Origin of the sequence: Bradymonas sediminis, assembly GCF_003258315.1 — a bacterium.
Taxonomy (GTDB): domain Bacteria; phylum Myxococcota_A; class Bradymonadia; order Bradymonadales; family Bradymonadaceae; genus Bradymonas; species Bradymonas sediminis.
The window spans coordinates 3514399-3540473 of record NZ_CP030032.1 but is presented as its reverse complement, the minus strand read 5'-3'; the positions used below and the strand labels follow the sequence as shown (position 1 = coordinate 3540473).

19 protein-coding genes are annotated in these 26075 nt (G+C 62.3%); 10 read left to right on the top strand and 9 right to left on the bottom strand.

What is annotated here, in order from left to right:
• The first annotated feature begins 220 nt into the window (after window positions 1-220).
• Together DN745_RS13365 and DN745_RS13360 are read left to right on the top strand one after the other, a co-directional pair.
• Window positions 221-2008 (top strand): M61 family metallopeptidase, encoded by a 1788-nt coding sequence (locus tag DN745_RS13365; protein WP_111335584.1) that lies wholly within the window; start codon window positions 221-223, stop codon window positions 2006-2008.
• A gap of 96 nt (window positions 2009-2104) precedes the next feature.
• Entirely contained in the window at window positions 2105-2674 is a 570-nt protein-coding gene (locus DN745_RS13360; RefSeq protein WP_111335582.1) for a cytochrome c-type biogenesis protein, read from the top strand.
• Window positions 2675-2752: 78 nt separating this feature from the next.
• Here DN745_RS13360 and DN745_RS13355 read toward each other — a convergent pair whose 3' ends face one another.
• Window positions 2753-4438: a 30S ribosomal protein S1 gene (locus DN745_RS13355; RefSeq protein ID WP_133621840.1), complete on the bottom strand. Its 1686-nt coding sequence runs from the start codon at window positions 4436-4438 to the stop codon at window positions 2753-2755.
• Window positions 4439-4957: 519 nt separating this feature from the next.
• Here DN745_RS13355 and DN745_RS13350 point away from each other — a divergent pair.
• Window positions 4958-5863 (top strand): sigma-70 family RNA polymerase sigma factor, encoded by a 906-nt coding sequence (locus tag DN745_RS13350; protein WP_162687663.1) that lies wholly within the window; start codon window positions 4958-4960, stop codon window positions 5861-5863.
• A gap of 36 nt (window positions 5864-5899) precedes the next feature.
• On the opposite strand, the gene DN745_RS13345 is transcribed toward DN745_RS13350, so the two are convergent.
• Both DN745_RS13345 and DN745_RS13340 read right to left on the bottom strand, forming a co-directional pair.
• Entirely contained in the window at window positions 5900-7399 is a 1500-nt protein-coding gene (locus DN745_RS13345; RefSeq protein WP_162687662.1) for a PAS domain-containing sensor histidine kinase, read from the bottom strand.
• A gap of 232 nt (window positions 7400-7631) precedes the next feature.
• Complete coding sequence (locus DN745_RS13340; RefSeq protein WP_111335574.1) at window positions 7632-8165, bottom strand: 2-thiouracil desulfurase family protein; 534 nt, start codon at window positions 8163-8165, stop codon at window positions 7632-7634.
• A 435-nt stretch (window positions 8166-8600) separates the two neighbouring features.
• On the opposite strand from DN745_RS13340, the gene DN745_RS13335 reads away from it, so the two are divergent.
• Both DN745_RS13335 and DN745_RS13330 read left to right on the top strand, forming a co-directional pair.
• Window positions 8601-10025, top strand: a complete 1425-nt coding sequence (locus DN745_RS13335) for a KamA family radical SAM protein (RefSeq protein ID WP_111335572.1) — start codon at window positions 8601-8603, stop codon at window positions 10023-10025.
• A gap of 161 nt (window positions 10026-10186) precedes the next feature.
• The gene (locus DN745_RS13330; protein WP_111335570.1) at window positions 10187-10771 is read left to right on the top strand and encodes a hypothetical protein; all 585 of its coding nucleotides are present in this window, start codon (window positions 10187-10189) and stop codon (window positions 10769-10771) included.
• A 60-nt stretch (window positions 10772-10831) separates the two neighbouring features.
• On the opposite strand, the gene DN745_RS13325 is transcribed toward DN745_RS13330, so the two are convergent.
• Entirely contained in the window at window positions 10832-11782 is a 951-nt protein-coding gene (locus DN745_RS13325; RefSeq protein ID WP_111335568.1) for an amidohydrolase family protein, read from the bottom strand.
• A gap of 184 nt (window positions 11783-11966) precedes the next feature.
• Here DN745_RS13325 and DN745_RS13320 point away from each other — a divergent pair, with 184 nt between their 5' ends.
• Window positions 11967-13541 carry an amidohydrolase gene (locus DN745_RS13320; protein WP_162687661.1) on the top strand — a complete coding sequence of 525 codons (1575 nt, stop codon included), beginning with the start codon at window positions 11967-11969 and terminating at the stop codon, window positions 13539-13541.
• 8 nt (window positions 13542-13549) lie between these two features.
• Here the strand turns inward: DN745_RS13320 and DN745_RS13315 are convergent, their stop codons facing one another.
• Entirely contained in the window at window positions 13550-14860 is a 1311-nt protein-coding gene (locus tag DN745_RS13315) for an NAD(P)/FAD-dependent oxidoreductase (RefSeq protein ID WP_111335564.1), read from the bottom strand.
• A gap of 165 nt (window positions 14861-15025) precedes the next feature.
• Between DN745_RS13315 and trhA the strand changes: the two genes are divergently transcribed.
• Window positions 15026-15724: a PAQR family membrane homeostasis protein TrhA gene (trhA, locus tag DN745_RS13310; protein WP_111335562.1), complete on the top strand. Its 699-nt coding sequence runs from the start codon at window positions 15026-15028 to the stop codon at window positions 15722-15724.
• 8 nt (window positions 15725-15732) lie between these two features.
• Here trhA and DN745_RS13305 read toward each other — a convergent pair whose 3' ends face one another.
• Window positions 15733-16233 carry a GNAT family N-acetyltransferase gene (locus DN745_RS13305; RefSeq protein ID WP_111335560.1) on the bottom strand — a complete coding sequence of 167 codons (501 nt, stop codon included), beginning with the start codon at window positions 16231-16233 and terminating at the stop codon, window positions 15733-15735.
• A gap of 35 nt (window positions 16234-16268) precedes the next feature.
• Entirely contained in the window at window positions 16269-16865 is a 597-nt protein-coding gene (locus DN745_RS13300; RefSeq protein WP_111335558.1) for a response regulator, read from the bottom strand.
• Between the two features lie 360 nt (window positions 16866-17225).
• On the opposite strand from DN745_RS13300, the gene DN745_RS13295 reads away from it, so the two are divergent.
• The 3 genes from DN745_RS13295 to DN745_RS13285 all read left to right on the top strand — a co-directional run bounded on the left by DN745_RS13295 (window position 17226) and on the right by DN745_RS13285 (window position 22109).
• Window positions 17226-19463 carry an Ig-like domain-containing protein gene (locus tag DN745_RS13295; protein ID WP_111335556.1) on the top strand — a complete coding sequence of 746 codons (2238 nt, stop codon included), beginning with the start codon at window positions 17226-17228 and terminating at the stop codon, window positions 19461-19463.
• A 90-nt stretch (window positions 19464-19553) separates the two neighbouring features.
• Entirely contained in the window at window positions 19554-20303 is a 750-nt protein-coding gene (locus tag DN745_RS13290; protein WP_111335554.1) for a uracil-DNA glycosylase family protein, read from the top strand.
• A 228-nt stretch (window positions 20304-20531) separates the two neighbouring features.
• The gene (locus DN745_RS13285) at window positions 20532-22109 is read left to right on the top strand and encodes a hypothetical protein (RefSeq protein ID WP_111335552.1); all 1578 of its coding nucleotides are present in this window, start codon (window positions 20532-20534) and stop codon (window positions 22107-22109) included.
• Between the two features lie 27 nt (window positions 22110-22136).
• Here the strand turns inward: DN745_RS13285 and DN745_RS13280 are convergent, their stop codons facing one another.
• Both DN745_RS13280 and DN745_RS13275 read right to left on the bottom strand, forming a co-directional pair.
• Window positions 22137-24233, bottom strand: a complete 2097-nt coding sequence (locus tag DN745_RS13280) for an Eco57I restriction-modification methylase domain-containing protein (protein WP_111335550.1) — start codon at window positions 24231-24233, stop codon at window positions 22137-22139.
• A 34-nt stretch (window positions 24234-24267) separates the two neighbouring features.
• Window positions 24268-25449: a GNAT family N-acetyltransferase gene (locus DN745_RS13275; RefSeq protein WP_162687660.1), complete on the bottom strand. Its 1182-nt coding sequence runs from the start codon at window positions 25447-25449 to the stop codon at window positions 24268-24270.
• Between the last annotated feature and the right edge of the window lie 626 nt (window positions 25450-26075).

Here is a 26075-nt window from a genome sequence, read left to right as displayed (position 1 = left end):
CGGCATCTTCTCCCAGGGGTGCCGGGGCGCAATGTTGGGGGGGGCGACTCCGGGGCAAGGGCGCTCGGCGAGGAGAAGTCGGCTAGGGTGCGGCGGAAGACTTCAAAATTTAGCGCGGCTGATGTAAGCATAGGGCGATTGGGGCGCTCAATCGAGGCGCCCGTCGAACCTTCCCTCCGAACGTCCGCACTGTCGGCACTGATTCGCCAAGGCGATCCCTATGAGCGCGCTAATTCGTTTTAAAGTTTCTGTCCCAAATCCCCACACCCATCTGCTGCATATTCGCCTCGAAATCGAGGGGCTCGGCGAGGTTGAGTCCGTCGACGTATGCATGCCGGTGTGGAGCCCGGGGAGTTATCTGGTCCGGGAATACGCGCGTCACGTGCAGAACCTGCGCGCCTTCGACAGCGACGGCGACCGCCGCCGCGTGCAAAAGGTAGACAAGGCCACCTGGCGCATCGACGCCGCCAATCGCAACGCCCTGGCGGTCGAATACGAGGTCTTCGCCCACGACCTCAACGTGCGCGGCAACCACGTCGACGACACCCACGCCTTCTTCAACGGCGTCTCGACCTACCTCTACCCCAAGGGGCGCACCGACGAAGAGGTCGAGGTCGAGATCGTGGCACCCGAGGGTTCCGGGTGGGATGTTTATACCGGCCTGGAGCCGGTCGGCGTGACCCAGCAGCGCTTCCGGGCGCCGAATTTCGACATCCTCTTCGACTGCCCGGTGCAGATGGGCGTGCATCGCCCGATCGAATTCGAGGTCGAGGGAAAGACCCACCAGATGATCTTATGGGGGGAGTCGAACGTCGACCGCGACGCCCTGCGCGAGGACCTGCCGAAGATCGTCGAGGCCAACCGGGCGCTCTTTGGCGAGCTCCCCTACGAAGATTATCTCTTCATCACCCTGCTCAGCGACACCGGCGGGGGCGGGCTTGAGCACCTGAACTCGACCGCCTTGCTCTACGCGCGCAACAACCTGCGCCGCGGCGACAAACCCGGCAGCCGCCAGGACGGCTACCTCGACTTCTTGCGCCTGGTCTGCCACGAGCATTTCCACGCGTGGAACGTCAAGCGCATCCGCCCCGAGGTGCTGGGGCCCTTCGATTATCAGAACGAAAATTACACCCGCGACCTGTGGACCGTGGAGGGCGTCACCAGCTATTACGACACCCTGGGCCTGCTGCGCGCGGGTTTCCTCGACGCGAACTCCTATCTGGAGCGTCTGCTCGAGCGGATCTTTCACTACGAGCAAATCCCCGGGCGATTCCAGCAATCCTTGGAGGAGTCGAGCTATAACGCCTGGATTAAGCTGTACCGACCGGACGAAAATACGGTCAACTCCACGGTCTCCTATTATCTAAAGGGAGAGCTGATCTGCGCGCTGCTCGATATGAAGATTCGGGTGGAGACGGGCGGGGAGAAGTCGCTCGACACCGTCCTGCAGCATCTGTGGGAACATTATTTTAAGGCCGACGGTTCTGGCTACCCCGAGGGGGGCTACGCCCAGATCATCGAGGACGCGACCGGCGTCGAGGTCGATGGCTTCTTCAACGCCTATATCCGCGGGGTGGACCCGATCAATTGGGACACCTACCTGGCCCCGATGGGGCTTGAGATTGAGCGGGTCTGCGCGGCGCCGACCAAAGGCTGGTTGGGCGCGAAGACCTCGAATAAAAATGGGCAATTGCTCGTCAGCGCAGTGCCGACCGGCTGCCCCGCGCAGGCCGGCGGCATCTACCCTGGCGATGAGATCATCGCCATCGACGGCGCCAAAGTTACCGGCGAGAACTTCGCCCAGCTGCTGGGCGATAAAGCCCCGGGCGACCTGGTCAGCTTCCACCTCTTTCGCCGGGGCGTGTTGCGCGAATATAGGGTCGAGCTGGGGACGCCGCCCGCCGACACCTACCGGCTGCGCACCCGCGAAGATGCGTCCGACAGCGCGCGCCGCGCTCTGCGCGATTGGTTGGGCACCGACGCGATCGACGCCGAATTTGTTGGATGATGCATCCCGAATGAATCACACGAGGGCGACTCGCCGATGAGTCCAGACGCGCGGGCGCACCTCGAACGCGGCATTGAAACGCAAGGAATATAGATAATGAAACGCATGACTCAGCAGGCCCCATCGACTCGCCCGGCGCATCATATGCGGCGAATCGCGGCGGTTTTCCTGCTCATGATACTCTCCGTCGGGAGCGTGAGCCCGGTCGCCGCCGCGCCCCCTGAGGGCGCGAGCGCTTCGGCCGCCGCTCCTCGAACCCCGGGCGCTGCGTCGACCCTGTCTCAGCAGATCGGCCAGGAGATCTACAGCCCCTTCTGCCCGGGCAAAACCCTGGAGATGTGCCCGTCGGGCCAGGCCTCCGAGGTGCGCCAGGACATCCAGGAGATGGCGCTCCAGGGCATGCCGAAGCAGGAGATCATCGACACGATCGTCGGTGATATCGGCGAGAAATACCGCGTGGTCGCGCCGCCGGCGGAAGACGATTATATGCTGCTCGGCATCATCTTCGCGGCGCTGCTGTTGTGCCTGGTCGCGATCTATTTCTTCGGCTGGCGCGGGCGCAAAAAAGGTGGCCTCGACGACGGTGAGGAGGCTGTGTCTGCCGAGGACCTCTCCGAGGAAGACCGCCTCTATCTCGAAGAATTGCGCGGCGAATATCTCGAGTAAGCGCTTGAAGTCGAACGAAAAGAGGCTGGCCCGGATTGCTCCGAGCCAGCCTCTTTCTTTTATGCGCCGTGATGCGTCTTACTCTTTGGCGTCGTCTTCGGCGGCGGCGTCTTCGCCCGGATCCTGCTCGGTGGTGAGCAGGCCGAGGCGGTCGCGCAGGATATCGCCGAGCTTGGCGGTCGCGCCCTCATCGTCGGAGTATTCGCGCGCGGTGGTCTCTTCGAGTTCGTCGCGCTTGAGCGACAAGCCGATGCGCTGGTTCGCCCGGTCGAAGCTGACCACCAGGGCCTCGACTTCCTGCCCGGGGCGCACCACCTGCTGGACATTCTCGACGCGCTCAGGCGCCAACTCCGAGATATGAATCAGGCCCTCAACGCCCTCGCTGATCTCGGCAAACGCGCCGAAGTCGGTGATGCGAGTGATGGTGACCTTGATCTTTTTGCCCGGCTTGGCCAGGTCCGCGGCGTCCTGCCAGGGGTCGTTGCTCAACTGTTTAATGCCGAGCCCAAGGCGCTGATTCTCGACGTCGACGTCGAGGATCTTTACCTCGACCGACTCACCGACCTTATAGAGGGTGTTGGCGTCGTCGACCTTCTCGTTCCAGGAGATATCGCTGATATGCACCAGCCCCTCGACCCCGGCGGCGACCTCGACGAAGAGGCCGAAGTCGGTGATCGTGCGGATCGGGCCGCTGACGACCTCGCCGGGCTTGAGCGTCTCGGTCAGCTTCACCCAGGGGTTCTCCTCGAGCTGCTTGACCGACAGGCTCAGGCGGCGGCTGTCGGTGTCGACGCTCAAGATCTTGACGCGCACTTCCTGCCCGAGCTCGAGGACCTCGCGGGGGTGATGAATCCGCTGGGTCCAGGACAGCTCGGTCACGTGCACCAGGCCCTCAAGGCCGGGGGCAATCTCGATAAACGCGCCGAAATCCGCCAGGCTCACGACCTTGCCGCTGACGATATCGCCGGCGGCGTATTTCTCTTCGATGTCGGTCCAGGGGTTGTCCAAAATCTGCTTTCGCCCCAGGCTCAAGCGCTTCTTCTTGGGGTCGAAATCAAGCACTGTCACTTTGATCTCGTCACCCGGGCGCACCATCTCCGACGGATGGTCGATGCGCCCCCAGCTCATATTCGAGATATGCAGCAGGCCGTCCATGCCGCCGATGTCGACGAAGGCGCCGTATTCTTTGATATTTCGCACCACGCCGGTGAAGACCTGGCCGGGCTCGATATCCTCGACGATCTGCTTGCGCTGCTCCTTGCGCTTTCCTTCTAAAAGGTTGCGCCGGCTCACCACCACGTTACAGCGTTTCTCGTCGAATTGGATGATCTGGAATTTCTCGCGCCGCCCCAGGTAGGGCGAGGCGTCGTTGACGCGGTGGATGTCGATCTGGCTCTTGGGGCAAAAGGCGCGCACGCCGATATCCACCGACAGGCCGCCTTTGTTGAAGCCGACAATATCGCCCTCAACGACCGCGTTCTCGGCGGCCATCGTCTTCATCTTCTCCCACAAGCGCAACTGCGCCGCCTTGCGCACCGACGCCTTCCACATCCCGGCCCAGGGCTGCTCCACGAGCAACTCGACTTCTTCGCCCGCCGCGTAGGGGAAGCCCTGGTCGAACTCGTCGAGATCCACGCGGACCCGGGTCCCCGAGGCGGTCTCAAATTCGAACCCCTCATCGGTTTTCTCGGCGAATTTCGCCAGCGTGAAGGTATTGTGCAGGGAGTCGTCGGTCTGGGTCATCTCTTGTGCGCTCTGTGTCATCGCAGGTGGCCGGGGAAACGGAGTGTTTTAGTCGCATGAACTCATCCTATGTCTACTAATGCGCTGCGCCTCATTCTGTCAATTCCTGCACGCTTTATTGCGCAGTCTGCAGGGGTTTGGGGCGTTTTAATGCGCGGTACGCGCCGGGGTTTTGGTAGGCGCCCAAAGAAAGTTTGGGCTTTCTGCTTGACTTCTTCGCTGGCGTGCTAAGTTATTCACCCCATCGGTATTAATTGCGAATCTTCGTCTATGTCGACCCTCGATGGGGTCGGGCGTTTTATAGAGGAAGAAATTTATTGAAGTAGCGCGCCTGCACGGCGCGACACTCCAATTAGCCAGTGAGTTGTATTTTATTTATAAAACCCATCAGAAAGGATCAAAATGAGTTTTTCGGCGACGCGCACAGAAGCGACCCAACCCAGCCCGCTGCACAATTATAACGGGCCTCTGGTGGAAAAGCGGACCCGGACTCATAAATCGGCGAGGCGAGCACCCGCGGGCAGGGATGTTTCGGTGGGGTTGCTCGACCTTGCGACCGCCAACCGACTCTCCAGCGTCAACGCGACCGCGGACGGAGACGCCGTGTCGACCTATATGGCGCGTCTGCACCGGGTCGAGCCCCTGGAGGCCGCCGAGCAACACCTGCTCGCCTGCCGCTATGTGGAAGAGGGCGATATGGACGCGGCCAAATTATTGGTGCTGACCAACCTGCGCCTGGTCGTGAAATTGGCCAAAGAATATAAGCGTCGCTGGGTTGATATGCTCGATCTCATCCAGGAAGGCAACGTGGGCCTGGCCGAGGCGGTGACGCGTTTTGACCCGCATCGGGGCGTGAAGTTTACCAGCTACGCCCAGTATTGGGTGCGCGCGATGATCCTGAATTACCTGATGAATTTTGTGCACCCGGTGCGCATCGGTGGGTCACGGGCGGGGCGGAAGTTATTCTATAATCTCAAAAAAGCCCGGCGCGAGTTGACCCGGCGCGGGATCAAGCCGACCTCCGAGCAAGTGGCCGAGTATTTGGAGGTTGATGTCAGCGAGGTCGTTCGGGTGGGGACGCAACTCGACGCGCCGCCGGTGGCCCTCGACGCGCCGGCCAAAGGCTACGATGGCACGACCGTCGGGCAGTTGCTCGCCAGTGACCGAGTGGGCCCGGAGGAGGCCGTCGCCCGGCACGAGATCTCCTCGCAGATTGAGAAGGTGATCCGCGACTTCGGCGAATCCCTGACGCGCCCGCGCACCCGCGCCATCTGGCACGAGCGGATGATTGTCGATGACGCCAAGACCCTCAAAGAGTTGGGGCGCGACTGGGATGTGTCCAAGGAGCGTATTCGTCAGGTGGAGGCCGAGATTCGCTCGGAGTTCAAATATTATCTGCTCGACAATCTCGGCGATGATGTCGAGCTCGAGTGGCTTGAGGTCTGAGACGTCCGCCCGCCCGCCTGGCTTCGAGATTCGGGGTCAGCGGGCGGGCTTTAGGCACAGGAGCGCGCAGGTGCCGCGGGTTGGGCGCGAGGTCACTTCTAATGTGCCGCCCATGCGCGTCATCAGTTTTTTGCTGATCGTCAGGCCGAGGCCGGTGCCGCGATGCGGGGGTTTGGTGGTGAAGAATGGCTCAAATATATGCGCGATATTCGCCGGGGAGATGCCCCCGCCGGTGTCGCAGATATTGATGAAAACCGCCCCTTCCTGCTGGTAGACCGAGATCTTAAGTTCGCGCTGGGCCCGCTCCACCTCTTGGAGCGCCTGGGCCGCGTTGATCAGCAGGTTGAGCAGAACTTGGCCGAGCCCCGACTCGTAGCCGATGATCGGGGGCACCTCACCGAAATCGCGAATCACCTGGGTGCTGGAGGGTAACTCATCGCCGAGCATTTGGATGGTCGACTCTAGAACGTCAATGAGCTCCACCGGGTAGGGGGCTTCGTATTCTTCGCGGGTAAAGAGGCGCAGGTTCTCGACGATATCGCGAATCCGCATGCTGCCGCGGTGAGCGACCTCGAGGCTATGCTTGATGTCTTGCATAGAGGTGATCAGCTCCTGGCGGTGCTCCGGCGCGAGCGGCAGCTCGGGCGGGGTGTCCTCGATGAGCGCCAGATCGCCGATGACCTCCTCGAGCGCCAGGTCGAGGTGACCAGAAATAAAGGCCAGGGGGTTATTGATCTCGTGGCCGATGCCCGCCGCGAGCGTGCCAGCGGCGAGCATACGGTCGAGCTGCATGGTCTTCGACTGCAGCTCTTTTCGGGCTGAGATGTCGCGCAGCACCGATATGACGGCCGCTTGATTGGCGTAAAGACCCCGATAATGGGCGGTCTCGACCAGGATGACTGTGCCGTCTTTGCGCCGAATTTGATGCTCCTCAAAGGGCGTCATTGTGGTATTCGGGTTGGCGTGTGCGATCCGCTCGGGCAGCGAGGCGATATCCTGATCGCGGGCGATATCTCGAATCGGTACCGCGCAGAGCTCCTCGGGGGATTGATACCCCAGCAGCCTCGCCAGGGCCGGGTTGGCGTAGAGGATTTTCAGATCCCGGTGGATGAGAATGCCGTCGGGGGAATTTTCGCTAAGCGTGCGAAAGCTCTCTTCGGAGCGTCGAAGCATCTCGATGGCCTGGGTGCGCTCGGAGATATCGGTGACCGCCACCAGGGAGGCTTCGTAACTTTCTAGGTCTTCCATTCGAATTGGCCGAGTTGCGACAAGTGTCAGGAGGGCGTGGCCGTCACGATGTCGAAACTCGTGCTCGAAGACGTCGGCCACGCCGAGCGCGCGCCGGGCGAGGTTCTCTCGCGCCGCCGCCGCCCATTGAGGGGTCATAAAATCAAACAGTTCTTCGCCGATCATTTTCTCGACGCGATACCCGAGCATCTTCGCCATGCGCTGATTTACATAAAAAATGCACCCTTCCAAATCGCATAGGAGGACGCCCTCGTCGATGGACTCCACGATGAATTCGAAGGAGGGCATCGACCAGCCTTTAGAAAGTCGGCGCTTGGGATCCGTGTTTTCAGGGTCGACGTTGGGAGGCATCGGGCTCAGGGCATATCATCGCGACGATATTGGGCGTTAGTCCCGAATAGCGGCGCTCTCGTTGGGTATCATTAGAGCCCTACTATGCCCGCAGAGTCTGTGATTGTCGAGAGAAATAGGGGGTGATCGGCCGGCGTGAGCGGCGCTTGGCGCGCTGATATGACAGATGTCATGGGTTGGGGCGAAGTGATTCGAGGTAGGCAAGGGCCTGGTCGAATTGGTGCTCGTTGAAGACCTCGATGCCGTGGCGGCGCAGCAGGGCGGTGGTGATGCCCATGCCGGGGACCAGGGCCGAGGTGGCGGAGCCGTCAGCCTGGGGCAGGGTGTTGTAGATTCGCTGGCTTCCGCAAGAAGGGCTCTTCGACTTGAGGATCGCGACACGGATGCCTGCTTTCTGGGCAACCTCGAGGGTCGCCTGCGCGCCGGCGAGGAACGCCGCGCTTACGTCGTCGCCGGTTTCATCCAGGATCCGCGCCTTGCCGTCGAGGACATCGTCGCCGTTGGCGTCCACGATCTGGGCGGGCGGGCGCGGGGTGCCGAGGCCGCCGGCGACCTCCGGGCAGAACGCGACCACGCGGCCCTCGGCGCGCCACTGGGCCAGGATTTTCGCCCCGCTTTCGGAATGCCCTCCGTCATAGCGCACGCGCTGCCCGAGCAGGCAGGCGCTGACCAGGACTTTCGTTTGTTCGATTTCTATTGTCATTTTTTGGGGCTCGGGGATGCGAGTGTTGGCAGTGTTGCTTGCCGCGAAAAAAGCGCGATTGTACAGCGCACAGGCGACCTTATGGCGAACCGTCGCTGCGCGTGGGCTGGGCTGGCTGTCTTGACAAAAATACCCAAAACACCAAGTGTATCCGGGCCGGGCTTCTGGTCTGCACCGTTGGTTTTCGGTCGGATTTAGGAGTGTGGAATTGGTTGCGGTTACGGCCCGCCGCACCACGTTCGAAATTTATCTCCCGACGCTCGCGTGCGTCGCGTTATGCCGGTGTTTGTCGAGCCGATAACGCCATGGGCGCTGACCCGACGGGGAGTATTCGTTTTGTGGTGCAGTGTCATTGGTTGGATGGATTGCCGTTGCAACCGCGCCCCACGCTCTAATTATCCGTGATAACCTAACTTTGCCGCCAGGAGAATTGCAATGACTTCCTCTCAGGATCTCGCCGCGTCGGAAGCCGAAAAAAACATCGTTAAAGCCAAGGCCGCTCCCCCCGAAGTTCGTCACGCGCGTGCGCCGGTTTCCGCCGATAGCCTGAAGCATCGCGAGCTGCGCGACGGCGAGTGGTGGCGCCGCCTCTATCCAGACGTGGGCGAGGAAGAGTTCCTCAGCCATGTCTGGCAGATGCGCAACTCCGCCTACGGCGAGGAGAAGTTGGTCGACCTCATCCAGGGGATCGCGCCGGACGACTTCATCGAAGACCTCAAGAAGGGCTTCCACCTGGTGCCGATGGCGGTGCGCGTGACGCCCTATCTTCTGGGGCTGATCGACTGGGATAACCCCTGGGAGGACCCGATCCGGCGCCAGTTTATTCCGCTGGCAAGCCAGCTCTACCCCGACCATCCGATGCTCACGCTCGACAGCCTGCACGAGCAAAAGGACGCGCCGGTCGAAGGCCTGACGCACCGCTATCAGGACAAAGCGCTGTTTTTGGTCATGGACACCTGCCCGGTCTATTGCCGCTTCTGCACCCGCAGCTACGCCATCGGCGTGGACACCGACACCGTCGAGAAGGTCAACCTTCGGGTGGACCCCAAGCGTTGGGAGAAGGCGTTTGAGTATATCGAGTCGCGCCCCGAGCTCGAGGACATTGTCATCAGCGGCGGCGACACCTATAACCTGCCGGCCAAGCATGTGCGCGCCATCGGTGAGCGCCTGCTCAATATGAAGAATATCCGGCGCATCCGCTTCGCCACCAAGGGAATCGCGGTGATGCCGATGAAGGTGTTGAGCGATGATAAGTGGCTAGACGCCATCACCGACGTGCTGAATCTGGGGCGCAAACTTCATAAAGAGGTCTGCATTCACACCCACTTCAACACCCCCAATGAGATCACCGAGATTACCCGACGCGCCATGAACGTGCTCTTTGAGCGCGGCATGACGGTGCGAAACCAGTGCGTGCTCCAAAACGGGGTCAACGACTCCGCGGAGACCATGACCCTTTTGACCAAGCGCCTCAGCGAGATCAACGTGCAGCCCTATTATGTGTACCAGCACGATATGGTGCAGGGCGTCGAGGACTTGCGCACGACGGTTCAGGCCAATATCGACATCGAGAAGATGGTGCGCGGCGTCACCGCCGGTTTCAATACCGCGGTGCATGTGGTCGACGCCCCCGGCGGCGGCGGAAAGCGCGACGTGCACTCCTTCGACTATTATAACCGTGAAACCGGTGTCAGCGTTTATACCGCCCCGTCGGTCAAGCCGGGAGCGTTCTTCCTGTATTTTGACCCGCTGCGCGAGCTCTCCGACGAAATTCAGGCTGCCTGGATGGACCCGAAGAAGCAGAAGGAGATGTGCGACCAGGCCATCGCCGAGACGATGCGGCTGCGTCAAAATCGCTGAGCGGTTCAGTGAGCGCTGAATAATCGTCCAAACGCCCCGTCCAATTGGAACGGGGCGTTTTTCGTTTCGAGGGCCTTATATTATGCCTCAAGAGTAGGTATAAGGGCTCAACGCAAGGACAAACGGTCGGCACATTATAATTCTTCGAATGGAGAGCCACGATGATGCGCACTAAGATCAGTTGGATGATTGCCTTTTTGGCGGTGGGGTTCGTGACGGTTGCTGCGCCCAAGGATGCCGATGCCCTGCTTCGGCTGGGCGTCGACGCGCTGTGGATTCCGCTTGCGACCCAGACCATCGAAGAGGACGGCGTTGTGCTGGACTCCAACCACGAGTTGGCCAGCTTCGGGGCGTCGGCGCACGGCGCGATTGGCTTTGATATCTTCGCGCTGGGGCTGAAGGCGAATTATTTCAATAGCGCGATCTCTTTGCCCGGCGAGACGACTCGCCTGGAGCAGGTCGACCTAAACCTTTACGGGCGCGTGGGCTTTCCGACCACCGACCTGGCGGTCTTCGTCGAGGGCGGGGTGACCACGAACCCCGAGCTTGATTACGCCGGCTATAACGGCGGGCTGGGGCTGACCTACGACCTGGCGGGCAAGCCCTTCTTCGACCTGAACCTGGGGGTGATGGGGCAATATATCAACGTCGCCGAGACCGAGGCCCTGCTCGAGGATGAGCAGTGGGCGCCAAGCTTGAGTCAGGGGCGTCTGATGGTCTTTCTGGGGATGGATTTCTCGATCTAAAACGCGCTCGGCGCAGCCCATCGAAGCCCGCAGGTTTGAGGTCCTCAAGCCCGCGGGCTTTTATAATTTTAGGATCTGGGCAGCGCGCCCGAGGATGGACTCGGGGACCTGGAGGGCGCGGAAGGTCTCGAGGTTTTTCTGCAGCGGGTTGTCGATCTTATTGAGGCGGAGGACCTCACTGATGCCGATCTCGCGCGCGAAGAGCCAGGGCGAAATCGGGATCGGGAAGTCGCTGCCAAGCAGCACTCGCTCGCGGGCGAGGTCGTCGTTAAGTACCTTTTTAATATAGGGAAATCGCGCCATCGAGGCCATCGCCGAGATATCGCCATAGAGGTTTGGGAACTCACGAATCATCGCAAGCCAGGTGCCAAAATCCTCGTGGATATGCGCGACGCCCGCGCTCGCGCAATGCGCCGAGATCACGGTGACGCCGGCTTCGAGCGCGTTTCGGAGGCGCTCCGGGCGCCCGTAGAGTTGCTTGATAACCGGAATCGTATGCTCAAAAGAGGAGTGGGTGAGCAGCGGAATATTGAGCGCCGCCATGCGCCGCCAGAAGGGCTTATAGGCGGGGTTCGCCGGGTCAAATCCCTGGCTATTCGGCAGCACCTTGATGGCGACCGAGCCCCGCTCAACCACCCGCTCCAGCTCCTCGATGGCGTCTTTTCGCTGCGGGTTGACCGAGCAAATCGGCAATAACTTCTCCGACGCCGCGCAAACCTCGAAGCAATAATCATTGCCGACATAAAATTGGGTGCGCTCGCGGTCGAATTCGCCCGCTTCGGTATAGACCGCGTCAAACGCCAGGATGCCCGCGCCGTCCAGGTCGGAGTCGGCCGTCCAGCCGAGCAATTTATCGCGGTAGGCCTGGTCGATCTGCGCGCGCGCGACGCCGGTGAGCCCGAGGACGCGGCTTAGCAGAAAATACGCGATGCCCGTCGACATCTTCGGGCTGACATAGCAGCCGTTGTCTTCGCGCATTCCGATGAGGTGAATATGGGTGTCGATAATCATGGGGGCGGCCGGGGTTTGCGAGGGGGCGTTGCCTGACAATGCGCGCGAGTATAGGGGGAAGCGCGCGGGAATGACAGAATCCGGCGCGTGTGTTTTTAGCCGCGCGACGCTAAGGTTTTGGCGCACGCCTTGGGCTGTGGCCCGGGTGGTTTACCGGAGAGATTACCAGCAAAAAGGAGCCGTCTTGCTGATCAGTCATCGTTGTATTTATCTGGATGCACAGGGACATAAGACCGACGCGCTGCTGGTCCGCGAGGGGCGCGTTGTGGCCATCGGGGACGAGGCGGTGGCGATGCACCGGGAGGATGAACCCGTCGTGCTGCCCCAGGGCGCCTGCCTATTTCCCGCGCTCGCCGACGCCCACGTGCACCTGTGGGGGGTTGGGATGCGCGCCGGGTCGATCGATATGACTGGCACCACGGGGCCGCAGCAGATCTACCGGCGCCTGCAGACCGTGCGGGATCTGCCGGACATCACCATCAGCGAGCTTTCGCCCAGCGGGTGGGTGCTCGGGCATGGGTGGAATGAGAATAGCTGGAGCGATTCGGCGGAGCTGCAGCGGCGCGAATTGGACGCGATCTTCCCGGATATCCCGGTGTGTTTGCACCGCATCGACCGCCACGCGGTGGCCTGTAATTCGGAGGCGCTGCGCCGGGCGCGGCTCGATGAGTCCTACCAATTTGTGGGCAGCGGCAACGCGCGAAAGAACGCGGACGGCCAGCTCAGCGGGGTCTGCGTCGACCAGGCGATGATGCCGATCCTGGCGGCGATCCCGGCGGCGACCGAAGATGAGGACCGCCAATTATTGGAGGATACCGCCCATATTCTTCGCAAACACGGGGTCGCTTCGGCGCATATGGCGCTCACCGAGGTCGCGCGCGTGGCGATGCTGCAGCGGTTGGCACAGAGCGGGGAGTTGCCGATTCGGGTCTTCGCGATGATCGACGGCACGGACCCGGCGCTCGGCGAGGCGTTGGAGGCCGGGCCGCTGCATGACCCGAACGCGTGGGTGTCGGCGCGCACGATTAAATATTTTGCCGATGGTGCGCTTGGCTCGAAGGGGGCGCATCTTTTTGAGCCCTATCCGGATGGAACGCTCGGGTTGGTGATGCACGACGCCGATGAGTTGGCCGGCCGCATCGCGGGGCTGATCGAGTCCGGCTGGCAGGTGGCGGTTCACGCCATCGGTGACGCGGCCGCGCACGGGGTCTTGAACGCCTTCGCAGGGGCGGATGCCGCGCAGCGCGAACGCGTGCGCCCGCGGCTGGAGCATTGTCAGATGATGACCTCCGACGATGCGCAGCGCTTTGAGGCGTTGTCGGTGCTGGCGAGTATTCAGCCGATTCATCTTCGCGGCGACGCGGTCTGGGCGCAAAATATGCTGACGAATGCGCAGCTCGACCGCCTCTATTCCTGGCGTGAGATCGCCGACAACGCCCTGCTGGCCGCGGGCAGTGACTATCCGATCGACGACCCAAACCCCTGGCACGGCATCGCAACCGCGCTGACCCGAAGGCTCTCCGACGGCCGGCTCTTCGCGCCCGATAAGGCGCTGACGCGCCGCGAAATCCTGGCCGCCTATACCAGCGGGGCGGCCTATGCGGCGCATTGGGAGAAGGACCTGGGTCGATTGGATGTCGGGTATATCGCGGATGTGATCGCGCTCTCCGACGACCCATTTAGCGCGTCGCCGGAGAGGATTTGGGAGATGCAGGTGCTGCAAATGTGGATGGATGGCATCGAGGTTGCGCTGAGTTGAGCGACGGCCTAGCCCGGGGCGCCGAGCACCCCGCTGACTAACCTCGACCAGCCCTGCCGGCGCTTTGGCGTGGTCGGGAAGCCCGCGTAGAGCACGGCCGCCGCCGCCATTTGTCCCATCACCGGGAGGAGCTGCGCGGCGAGGTCGGGTGCGCGCATCATGGCGCGTATTTTGGCCAGGACCATCGACGCGCTCGGGGCGGGCATGCGTTGGAGCAGTCCGTCGGCCAGGGTGTCGGCGTCCAATAGGCCGCTGCGCATCAGGCGGGCGAGGTCTTCGATGGTGAGGGTCTGGTTATAATTGCGGAAGGCCGCGTAGCCAGCGAAGAGGCCGCCGTGGAGGCGTTGCCAATCGGCCTCATAGCCCTCGAGCCCGCGGCCATCGGCCAGCGCGTCGGCCAAGACCCGCGCGGCGACCATGCCAGCGCCGATGCCCGAGCCGTGGGCGGCGAAGACCTGGCAGGCGGCCTCGCCGATGACCGCGACGTTGTCTCGGTAGAGGTTGGTGTAGGGGCGCCGAAGCGGGATGGCGCGTCCGCCGCCAAAGATGGTTTCGCCCACCCAGGGGGTCGTCGCCACGAAGTCGCGCAAGATGGCTCGCCCGGAGCGGTGACCCCGGGCGGGGATCGCGCCGGTGAGGATGGAGACCGTATCGGCGTCGCCGGGCGCTTCGCCCAACTCAACCCGGATATTGAGGATGGAATAGCCGCCCTCAATGCCCGTAAAGCATAGGGTGTCTCCGAGGGGGACGTCGTGTTGGCGGCAAAATTGGCGGGCGGCCTGGCGGTCGGTGATGCGGCGGACCTCCTGGGCGGCGGTGCAGATGTCGGGGCCCGCGGGGCGCGGGTGCGCCAGCAGACGGGCGCCGGAGAGCCCGGAGGCGTCGATGATCCAGCGCGCGGCCATGGGGCCCGACGAGGTGTGTAGGGTCACGCCGTCGTAGCCGTGCACCCGGGTGTTGTCGACGAAGTCAGCGCCGGCGGCCTTCGCCTCGGCCTGCAGGCGCGTGACGAGGCGGCGCATATCGACCTCCAACAAGTCGAGCCCGCGCATGACGATGCGCTCCGGCCCCCAGCCGGCGAAGAGATGAAAGTCCACCCCCTGCGCGCGCAGCTCGGGCGCCGCGGGGGGCGTGATGCCGGCGATATCGAAAGCCGAGGCGGGCACGCCGTTGACCCAGTGCGCGCCGGCGTCTGCGAGCGCGGCGCGGTCCAGGCAGCGCGTGCTCAGTCCACGCCGCGCGCACAGCAGCGCGGCGGCCGCGCCCGTGCTTCCGGCGCCGATAATAAGGACGTCTACCTGCGGGAATTCGGCCTTCATGGGGTATGTTCTCCGGGCGGTGTCGTGGTAGCCTCGGGCCTCGTCGGGTGCGTCGATGAGATGCGCTGTCGCATATGTCGAGCGTTTCTTTGGGTATATGCTGGCCGCGCGTCGTGAGCCGGGGCACTAAAATGGATATCAGTAATTTTGAGCACGGAAAAAATCATGAGTAGCTCGGCGCCCAAGCCGGCCAAGTCCGCCCCGAAACTCGCCAGCGGGAAAAAGCGCGACCAAACGCCCCGCGAGGAGGTCGCTAACGCGGTCACCCACGGCGTCGCCTTCGTGCTGTCGATCATCGGATTGGTGATCCTGGTGGTCAGCGCTCGCGAGCAGACCGACGCCATCGGGGTGGCGAGTGTGGCGATCTACGGCAGCTCTCTGGTGCTGCTCTACCTGGCCTCGACCCTGTATCACAGCGTGACCAGCATCCCGGCCAAGGCCACGCTGCGTGTTTTTGATCATACCGCGATCTTTATGTTGATCGCCGGCTCTTATACGCCGCTGACGCTGATCGCGATGCGTGGGCTGTGGGGGTGGGTGCTCTTCGGCGTGATCTGGAGCCTCGCCATCTTCGGCATCGTGGGGAAGTTATTCGCCTTTGGGCGTTTTAAGCGCGCCTCACTCTACCTCTATGTCGGCATGGGCTGGGCGGGGATTTTGGCGATTAAGCCGCTGCTGGAGGTGGTGCCGGGGATTGGGCTGGCGCTCATCGGCATCAGCGGCCTGGCCTACACGCTGGGGGTCTATTTCTACGTCAAAGAAGGGCGCCGGTATTTCCACGCGATCTGGCATCTCTTCGTGATGACGGCCAGCATGTTGCACTATTTTGCGGTGCTCTTTTACGTGCTGCCTTCGGGGGCCTAATAACCGGCTCAGCCGGCGGCCAGCGCGGGGTTTAAGTCGCGCCGCATCACGATATGCGGCCCGATTCTATCGACCTCGAAGACCTCTCCACGGCGCTCAAAGCCCAGCTTTTCGTAGAACTGGGCCGCGCTGATTCGCGCGTTGCACCAGACTAACGCGGCGTCGGGGTAGAGCAGGGCGAGGGGCGCCAGCGTGCTCTCGAAAAGACGCGCGCCGAGGCCCTTTCCCTGCATCGACTCGGCGACGCACATTCCCCGAAGTTGGAGGGCTGCGACATCAGGCGCGTCGGGCGCGTGGCGCGGCAAAAAGGTCACCGCGGCGACGCAGGCGTTATCTTCGGCGGGGTCGAAGAGGCCGAAATGAGCAGTGCTCGGGGCGTCGTCTTCGGCAAAGATACACAGCCGGCCGGGCTCGAAATGAGGCCGCAAAATCCGGGTGCGAAGCGGCTGGATTCGAGCCGCTTCGGTGCGCTCAAAGCGCAGGTTTTGGTGGGCGGCATCGAGGCTCATGCGGATTTTCCAGGCGCGCTTTAAGGGGGGGCGATTTAGTGGTCGCCGAAGAGCTCGGTGAGCTTGACGTCCAGCGCGCGGGCCAGCTTAAAGAGGCTGGAGACCGAGGCGCTGGATTCGGCGCGCTCAATCTGGGAGAGCAGGCTCACCGACAGCCCGGTTCGCCGCGCCATCTGCTTGAGCGTGAGGCTTCGTTCTTTGCGCATCCGGCGCAGGCTCTTGCCAATGGTCGCCAGGAGTTCTTCCTCCGGGTCGGTCAGCAGTCCCTTTTCGCGCAGGATCTTCTCGAGGGTCTGGTTGAACTCGTCGACGTCAAACGGCTTTTTGATATAGTCGCTGACATTATATTTCATCGAGGTCACCGCGGTATCGACCGAGGGGTAACCCGTGAAAATAATGATCGAGATATCGCTATCAAAGTCCCGAATTTGCTCGAGCATCTCCATCCCGCTGATCTCGGGCATCATGATGTCGAGCACCACGACGTGAAATTCCTCTTCTTTGAGTAACTCCAGGGCCGCCTTCGGGTCGGTTTGAGTGCGCACATCGTAGCCACTCTGAGACAGCAGAATCTGCATATACTCACAGATATCTTTGTCATCATCGATGATCAGAATGCGGATGGTCCTCAAAGCGCCCTCCTAGAGAAGCGTATAAAACAAGACGCGACAGGCGTCGCGACAGTAAATGGTGCGATGACAAAGGAAATAACTTACTATTTTTCTTTGCGCGAATACAGCGGAGTTTGATTCAAAAGACTAATAAACTCGCGCCATTGGTCTGCGCCAGACTAAACTTTTCCCACTCAAGCTGTCAATTTGAGCTATTGATTCACATTAAACCCAGCGATACTGTTGAAGGCTAAGGACGTACGCGCTATGTACAAGATGATATTTAACGCCACGTCGAAAATCAGCTGACTAGCCCGCGTGGCGTGAATAAATGACGAAGATATTGCCCCCTCGAGCAGACAACGAAGTTTGGAGATCTTAATGCGAGCAAAAACGAGTCAGTTCGGCCTGAAGCAAGGGCGTTTCTTAAGCACCATCGCGGGGCTTTCGACGCTACTTTTTGTGAGCAGTGCGTGCCAATTTGGCGGTTCTTTCGAGGAGACGCGTTGCGATACCAAGGCTGATTGCTCCGGCGAGGCGGTGTGCATCGAGGGTTTTTGCGCGTTGCCCAATCTTCCGGATGATACGCCCGACGTCGTTGAGGATATCAGCGAGGACGTGGGCGAGGATATTATCGAGGATGTCGGGGAAGACATCGTCGAAGACGTCGAGGAAGACATCGTCGAGGATATTGTGACGGAGCCCGAGCTCGTCGCGGTTGAGCTCTCGTCGGATACCCTGAGCCTTCAGGTCGGCGGGGCCCAGACGCTCACGGCGGTCGTGATCGACGAATTTGGCGACGAACTTCAGGGCGTCAGCGCCGATGAGTTTAGCTGGTCGAGCGACGCGCCGGGCATCGCTTTGGTGTCGAGCGTCGGCGAGGTCCGCGGCCTCGCCGTGGGTCAGGCGAATATCACGGCCACCTATGCGGGACTTAGCGCAACGGCGGCGGTCACCGTCTCGGCGGCAGACGCCGCGCAGATCGAGATCTTCCCCTCCACGATCACCCTGACCCAGAACAACGTCTTTACCGCGCAGGCGCGGGCGTATGACGTTAACGGCGCGCTGATCGTCAATCCGCTGCTCGATTGGTCGGTGTCCGACCCGTCCGTTGCGACGGTGGACAGCGACGGGAAAGTGAGCGCGGTGGGCGCGGGGAGCGCCGACCTCGTCGTCTCGATTAACGGTGCTCCGTCGGTCACCGCGACCTCCCAGCTGATCGTCAACCCGCTGGTCCCAGCCTCCGCGATTATCTCGCCGAGCCAGGCGACGATTACGGTCGGGCAGACGGTTCAGTTCGACGTCTATGATGATGACCTCAATCAGGTCGACGCCGGAACCGTGAACTGGTCGAGTGCTGACCCGAGCGTGGCGAGCGTGAGCTCGACCGGCGAGGTTCAGGGCGTTGGGGAGGGAACCGTCACCATCACCGGTGTCGCCAACGGCGTCACGGTCACCGCCGATGTCGTCGTCGAGGCGCGCCAGGTGGTGCGTGTCGAGATCGACCAGACCCTGCTCACGCTTGAAATCGGTCAGCAGCAGACCGCGGCCGCTTCTGCCTTTGCGGCCGACGGGACCGATATCTCCGCCGACGTTGCCTTCGCGTGGACCGTTGCTGATACGAGCGTCGCGTCGAACGATGGAAGCGGAAAAGTGACCGGCCTCCGTGAAGGCGTGACCACGCTGCAGGTATCGACCACGCCGGGCAATATCAGCGCTTTTGCCGGCATTAAGGTCAATCGCCAACCGGTTGACTCCGTCGAGATTACCAACGCGACCGCATCCCCGCTTAGCATTGGAGACACCCTTCAACTCGGCGTCACCCTCTACGCTCCCGGCGGTGGTTTGCTCGCCAACCCGGCCGATCGGATCGTGCAATGGGAGAGCAATAAAGAGCATATCGCCGTGGTTGACGGCACGGGCAAAGTCACCGCGCTGAGCGCCGGCAACGTCAAAATCAAGGCGACGAGTGAGGGGGAATCCGACGAGGTCACGCTGACCGTTGACCCCGACGCGCCGCCCGCGAATCAAGCACCCACCGCGTTCCCTCAGGCTTTGGGCGTGCAGAAAAATGGCAGCATCAGCTTCCAATTATTCGGCAGTGACCCCGAAGATGGTGCCGTGTCGGAGTACCGGCTCGTGAGTGGCGGCGCGGTGACCAAGGGCGTTCTCAGTGGGTTTAACCCGGCCTCCGGGGCGATTAGCTACGCCTCGAATCCGGGCGAAACCGGGGTTGACACCTTCGAGTTTGAGGTCAAAGACTCGGACGGGGAGTGGAGCGCCGCCGCGGCGGTTAGCATCTCGATCGTGGCAGGGCACGCGCCGCCGGTGGCGGATGCAGGAGCCGATATCAGCGGGGACGTGTGTACCACCGAGTATACCCTTGATGGCTCCGCGAGCACGGCGGACAACTCCGGGCTCACCTACGCCTGGGAGATCGTCTACGCCGTGGACGCCGGGGCTAACCTGGAGGACCAGACGACGGTCAGCCCCACGTTGAAGGACGCTGAGAACCCCGGCGGCTACGTCCTAAAGCTCACCGTGACCGACGATCGAGGCGTGACCTCCACCGACTTTGTCGTGATTGAGCTCGGAGATGAGCCCAACGCGGGATGCTAAATGATAGGGCCGCGACTCCTTTAGGGGAGTCGCGGCCATTTGACGAACGCCTCGCCCCTCCATTTTTCCCCGCCGCGCCGCTCATTCCCCATGAAACCATCTCCGATTGAGATAACTCACGCCCTGCGCGACGCGCTGATCCCCCTGGAGTTCAGCGCCCCTGTGACCCACGTCTACAACCCGTTGCTCTACGCAGGCGCGATGTACGAGGCCTATCTGGAGCGCTTCGGCGCGCGCGCGCCGCGCGAGATTGTGCTGGTGGGGATGAACCCGGGGCCCTGGGGCATGGCCCAAAATGGCGTGCCCTTTGGGGAGGTTAATTTTGTGCGCGATTGGATGGGTTTCGGCGCTCGTCCGGAGTCCGAGATGATCGGAAAGCCCGCCAATGAACACCCCAAACGCCCCGTCGTCGGGTTGGATTGCCATCGAAACGAGGTCAGCGGCGCGCGGCTGTGGGGCTGGGCCGAGCAGCGCTACGGCAGCGCCGAAGAGTTCTTCTCCCGCTATTATGTGCACAATTATTGCCCCCTGGTTTTTATGGAGGAGAGCGGGCGAAACCGCACGCCCAATCGCCTCAGCGCCGCCGAGCGCTCGGCGCTCTTTGAGCCCTGTGACCGGGCGCTGCGCCAGACCCTTGAGTATCTTCAGCCTAAATTTGTCGTCGGGATCGGTAATTTCGCCGAGAAGCGCGTCAAAGCGACGCTTGCCGATGCCCCGGAGCTTCGCGAGCGCGTCGTCGTCGGGCGCATTCTGCACCCGAGTCCTGCGAGCCCGAAGGCCAATCGCGGCTGGGCGGAGCAGGCCGAGGCGGAGCTGCGCGCGATCGGCGTCGAGGTGTGACCCGGCGCGGGCGCTGGAGGCGTCGCAAAGGCGCCCCGAGGCTGCTAGTGGCCGTCTTTTGTTCAGTATTTTGGGGCGAAACAACGAACTAAACTTGCGCCCTTTGCGTGGATGTGGAAGGTTTCTGCGGACTTTATTGTCCAGAGACACCGTCGGGGAACACGAGTGATGGTCTTGGTTGACGTCGCGCGGTGTCTGCCAACCTCAATTTGCTGTGGCAGGGCGTTTATGCTCAAAAAGTTTCTTCAAATATTGAAGGGGAATGCCCCGGTTCAGGATTTTGAGGGCAGCTACCTCGACTATCTTTTGGCCAAAACGCGCCCGAGCGCGCGCGCGCGCATGGATGCCTGTCCGGAGCACGATCCGCTGCTGGTGGTCATCACCGAGATATTGCGCCAGCTCGCGCCGGAGGCGTGGGCCGAACTCGACAAGAGGCCGCTGGCCGACTCGCAGAGCCCACCGCTTATCTCGGAGACCCTCTCGGGCGACGGGCCCATCCCGCCGCTATTCGCGGTGAAAGACGGCGGCGAAGCCCTCAAAGAGACGCCCCGCGATGCGTCGCCCGAGGCCGACGAAGACGCGCCGAGTGACGCGTCGAAAAAAGCCCCTTCCTCCTCGCCCGCTGAAGTCATGGATTCCTGTGACTCGGGCAACCTGCCTGCGGCGGATATGTCCGTCGACGACCTCGAAATTACTGCCGAACCCGTCGGTAAGGCCGACCTCAGCGACCCGAATATCTTGCGCGCCGGGCGCATCTTTTTGGGGCTGCTCATCGAGAATGACCGGCTTCCCACCGAGATGCAGTTGACCGCCGCCGAGATCATGCTGTCGCGTGACCTGCTGCTCGGGTATTTCGTCAAAAATGAGCAATTTGAATCCCACGCCCAGGAGCTGCTCGGCCTGGTGGAGCAGAAGTTCAACGAGGCATCGTTTAGTCAGGCGCGCATCCTCTTGCGCCTCTTTCAGACCGACCGGGCCACCCGCATCAATAACGATCGTAACCTCTATTATGAGGAGATGATCCTGCGCATGGGCGTGCGCCGGCGCAACAAGATCCGCAGCGCTCAGATGAGTGAATATAACGATCTCGTCGCGCACGCATGGGCGAGCAGTGAGGAGAATCCGGCGCCCAACGCCCAGCTCGACGCGCAGCTTCTGGCGGCGACGACCTGGCTCCACGAGACCCTACATATCACCTGCCACGTGTTCACCCGCGACCCGGCTGAGCTGGCAGCGTGGCGCGAATTCGCAAGCGTCTCCAAGCGTGACGGCGCCGAGGATATCTTCCTTCGCTACCTGCCGCCGCGGCGTTGGCGCCCGATTTCGGCCGGCGTTCAGTCGCCCACCGAGCTATTGCAGGCGCATGTGTCGGCCTCGACGGTCAAGCAATTCATGATTCGCCAGCTCAAGTCGGCCTATTTTGTGCTGCGCGCGGTGGGCGATACCGGGTTGGAGGCGTTTCTGGACAGCTTCTTTAGTTGGACCGAGGAGCGCTTCGACCTCGACTTTGTACAGCTAATGCCGCGCATGTATCGCGAGACGATGGGCGAGAAGAAGTTGATTGACCAGGTCTTTGACGTCTTCTTCAACCGCTATCTGAAAAAGGACGCCGCCCGCGCGCTCGCCAGTTTTGACGAGGACGCGATCTTGAAGGCCACCCAGGAGGTGGTCGAGGCGTTGAGCGACCTGGATTATAATAAGATTCCGGCCGGGCATTACGACTTTGGCGGGCTGATCCTGGATCGCCTCTTCGGGGTCGAGTATCCCGAGCCGGAGTTCGCGTTCAAGCTGCACCGCCTGACCTGAGCCGCACCCCGACCGGCCCCCTTCGCGTCACTCGACGCTCCCCAGGTCGGGGACTTGATAGAGTTCACAGACCATCTTATCGAGCGCGCGCTCAAGGGCCGGTCGCTGCGCCCGAAATTGTGCGATCTTCTTGGAATTATTGGGGTTTTTGCAGGCGCTGCGCGGGCTCTTTGGGTCCTGGGTGGCGCCGAGTTGCAGGCCTTCGACGAGCGCGCGCGCGCGGCCGGCGAGCGCCGACTCGACGTCTTTAGAAAACTCGGGGATGGGCAGATTGCGCAGGTCGCGCACCTGATAGTGTAGGCTCGGGTTCATCGCGTTTAAGAGCGCGCGCACCGGCGTTGAGTTGAGGATGGCGAGCAGGGCGAAGAGGTGGTCGGGCGCCGGGTTATGCGCGAAGATCGCCGGGCCGGTCATGTCGAAGAGGCACCCCGGCGGCATCCAGCGCGCGTTGAAGCGGCGTCCGCCGAAGTCGGTATAGCAAATGCCCTCCCGAAACCACCACTGTTCGTCGAGCAGATTCGAGGTCTTATTCGCGGCGTAGAATTGGCGCGCCGCCTCGGACCAGTCGATGACGTGTTGCCAATTGCCCCACCAGGGCGCGAAGGGGCCGCCCTTACTATAAAACACCCAGCGCCCATCGGGCGCGCCCGCGTCGGCGATAATCTCGGGGGCTGCGCGCAGGTTTTTGGCGGGGACCTCGCTCCATTTCTTAATAAATTCGCGATTTCGGCCGGTCTTATTTTGGGAGCCGGGGATATCGGCGATGTCGCCCAGGCGGCGGGTGTCTTCAAAGTGTTGGCGAAGCGCCTGGGGGAGCCAGAAGGCCAGGACGCGGCCGGGGAGGGCGTCGAAGGCGGCGGTCGATTCGCGGTAGACGGGCGCCCCGTTTTGTAAAGCGGCTCCATCCTCGGCGCACGCAATGCCCTCGAATGCCCGCAGCTTTGCCGCGGCGCTCTTGGGCGCGCGCAGGTCGATAAAGCGCGTGGTGCAGGGCGTCGGTCGGGCCGCGCGCTTCTGCTGGACGAACGCCACCACATTCGCCTTCTCGCCGCTCAGATTGTCAAAGGCGCCGGCGCCCAGATGCATAAACTCGACCAGGTCGGCTTCGTCCAGGAGCCACGCGCGCGCGCGCTTATAGCGGCTTAGATACCAGACCGTTTGCTGGGCGAGGACGCCGATGCTTTGGCGAGCTAAATCGTGGCAGCGCCGGATAAACGCGGTGTAGAGGTCGGCGTGGAAGGTTTTGAATTCGTTGGAAATTCTGTCTTTGAGCGCGACGGGCATCGAGCGAGAGCCCATATACGGCGGGTTCGCCAGGACGACGTCAAAGGGCGGACTGCCGGCGGTTACGATGCCTTCGAAGAGGGCGTCGTCGAAGAGCCCGTCGCCCACGTGGAGGTGGGCGCGAAGCTCGGCTTCGGCGCCCCGGTCGCGCCGGCCCAGGCGCCGGGCGGCGTGCAGGGCCAGGCTGCGAAAGCTGATCTCGACGGCCATGGGGTCCAGGTCGACGCCGTGCAGCCGGCCGAGGGCCTGCGCGGGGTCCAGGCCGCGGGCGACCAGCGCGTCGAGCGCGGCCAGCAGCATTTGGCCGCCGCCGACCGCCGGGTCGCAGACCGTTGCGCGCCCCGGGTCGACCGCGTCGAGGCAGGATTCGGCCAGAAAGTCGGCGACCCAGCGCGGGGTATACAGGCGCGTGGTGGTGGTCTGGGTGCGGTGCTTTTTCTCGTCGCGCGTGTGCGCGCGGTTGCTCGCGTTGCGCTCGCTCAGGCCGAAATGCTGGTGGAACCAGCCCAGGGTGTGCGGCTCGGCCCACAGCGCGCCGAGTCCCGCGGCGTCGACCTCTTTTAGCAGGGCGTGTGCGTGGGCAAGATGCGCGCTGTCGTAGGTGTCTGGGGCGAGCCAATCGTCGATGCAGACGCCGACTTCGCGCGCCTGGCGCAGCGAGATCGCGTCGAGCAGGGCGGCGTAGTGGGCGGCGGTGTTGGGGCGGTCGGCGTCCTCGGCGGCCATCGCCGCGCGCCAACGGGTCACGAAATCGGCAAAATGCGACTCGCCGAGCTCAAGGGCGGCGGGTTGGGCGGCGGCGGTGGGTCCCGGGCGGGGCGGAGCGGTCGTCGAGGTCATTATTGCGCTGATACCGTTGGTAATAGGCTGAAATTTAACGATTAATTGGGGAGTCTTGGCGCAGCTCTTTTATATGCGCGCGCATCTCGGCGCGCTCGTGGGCGATGAATTGGCCGACCGCGTCGGCCAGGCGCGGGTCACGAATCCAATGGGCGCTATAGGTCGGGGTCGGGTCAAACCCGCGGTCGTATTTATGCGGGCCCTGAGCGCCGGGCTGAAATACCTCAACGCCGTGTTCGATACACCAGTCCAGGGGCCGATAGAGACAGGTCTCGAAATGGGCGAATTCGACCTCTTTGGTGCAGCCCCAATAGCGCCCATAGAGGCCCGCATTTTTATAGAGGTTAAACGCCCCGCCAAATTCTTCGCCATCCTGCTCGGCCATCACCAGGTGCAGGCGCTGCGGGAGTTGCTCGCCCAGGTGTTGGAAAAATTCGCGGTTCAAATATTGGCGGCCCCATTCCAGCTTGTCGATGGTGTCGCGGTAATAGTCAAAAACCCGGTCGAGGTGGGCCGGGGTTACCGCGGCGCCCGCGACGACGCGCGTGCGCACCCCGGCGTTTGTGAGTTTGCGGCGCTCGCGCCGGATGTTGGCGCGTTTTTTGGAGCGAAATCGACCCAGGAAGGCATCGAAATCGCTATATTTTTGAGCGTCTTCGGCACCATTATGATTATGCCAATGAAATTGCATCCCGACGCGAATCGGCAGGTCGAGCGCTTCGAAGATCGCGACCTCGTCGGGCATGATGAAATTAAAGTGCACCGACGAGAGCCCGACCTTCTGGGCGAAGTCGATGGCCGTCTCGACCAGCGTCTTTTTGATGGCCAGGGCGTCGTCGGGGGCAAGGGCGGCGTCGACGAGGATGCGCCGGCCCTGGATTGGGGTCATCGGCACCGCGACCACCGCCTTGGGATAATAGCGGATGCCGGCGCGCTGGGCGGCGTCGGCCCAGCTCCAGTCGAAGACAAATTCGCCCATGGAGTGCAATTTCAGATACAGCGGCATCGCGCCGACGAGTCGGTCGGGGGCGTCGCTATCGCGGGCGACGAGAAATTGCGGGTGCCACCCGCTGTCTGAGCCCACGCAGCCGCTGTCTTCGAGGGCGCGCAGGAATCCGTACTCCAAAAACGGGCTGTCCGCGCCGACGAGCTGGTCCCAGGCGGCCGCGTCGATCTCTTTGATCCCCTCGATGATTTCGAATTCAACGCGACCCATGGTGTCTCCGTTTGTGTGCGGTGCGAACCTCGTAGCGGCCGTGCCTGCGCAGCCCGTGCATATCCAATGGCTGGCGAGCGGGCAACCTCGCGGCGGGCGCTCAAGCCGGGCGGTGCGGCGAAAATGCCGCTCAGAAGGCATTCCAGAGGGGGTGCCCCCCCGACAGGTGTTCTAGAGCACCTCCAGCTCGCCTCGACCCCTCGCCAAAGTGTTCTAGAGCACTTCCAGCTCGCCTCGACCCCTCGCCAAAGGGTTCTAGAACACTTCTAGCTCAGCTCGACCCTCGTCGCGAGGGTTCTAGAACACCCCAAACTCAGCTCGACCCTCGTCGCGAGGGTTCTAGAACACCTCAAACTCAGCTCAATCCTAAAAGGGCGTTCAGTTATTTGGGTTTTTCGCCGCAAATTGCCAATAAACGTCGGCCCGGCGACCAGGCGTGGACACCGCGACAATGACGCCGCACCTCGCCCTTGGCAGTGACAACGATGTCATGGTTTGGGCCGGGGTGTGAGCGTCCCGTCGCTTTGGATTATTCCATAACCCGCGTTGGTGCCATTTTGGCTGGATTTTTGGGGGTTTCCCCTGTTTGGCACAATGATTGCTTGTTATGTGTGCCGAGGGACGCC